General features: G+C 64.3%; 1 protein-coding gene and 1 pseudogene. Both read right to left on the bottom strand.

What is annotated here, in order from left to right:
• Positions 1–120, bottom strand: a pseudogene (locus tag ACP7AD_RS18605) (IS21-like element helper ATPase IstB); the annotation flags it as partial.
• Positions 98–412 carry an ATP-binding protein gene (locus tag ACP7AD_RS18600; protein ID WP_426166427.1) on the bottom strand — a complete coding sequence of 105 codons (315 nt, stop codon included), beginning with the start codon at positions 410–412 and terminating at the stop codon, positions 98–100. The gene ACP7AD_RS18600 and the pseudogene ACP7AD_RS18605, both read right to left, overlap by 23 nt.
• Between the last annotated feature and the right edge of the window lie 95 nt (positions 413–507).

Here is a 507-nt window from a genome sequence, read left to right as displayed (position 1 = left end):
GGCGCGCTGGCTGGCCCGGTCGTCAATGATCTCTAGCAGATCGGCCCGGGTTTGACTGTCCATGGCGGCCATGCCCCAGTCGTCGAGCAGCAGCACGTCAGTATTTTTGAGCGTGTCCAGCCAGCGCGTAAAGGTGCCGTTGGCATGGCGAATGCGCAGTTCCTCGCCCAGGCGAGGAACCCGCTAGGCGCAGCGCACTGTGGCCACGCCGGCAGGCATGCTGGGCCAGCGCGCACGCCAGCCAAGACTTGCCCGCGCCGGTGGCTCCGGTGATCAGCACGGCGTGCCCGGCATTGACCCACTCCCCCAGGGCCAGACTCATCACCGCGCTGCGTTCAATGCCCCGCGTGCTGCGGCTGTCCAGGTCTTCAATGGCCGCTTGCGGGTATTTGAGTTTGGCGGTTTTGAGCAACCGCGCACAGCGCCGGTCTCCCCCCGTGTCAGACTAGTTGCCGCTCCCATGATTGCGGATGATCCGCATTGGAGCGTTATTCATGACAACAAATC

It is taken from the genome of Polaromonas sp. DSP2-3-2b2, from assembly GCF_049895905.1.
GTDB lineage: Bacteria > Pseudomonadota > Gammaproteobacteria > Burkholderiales > Burkholderiaceae_C > Polaromonas.
This window is presented reverse-complemented; position numbering and strand designations above follow the sequence as displayed.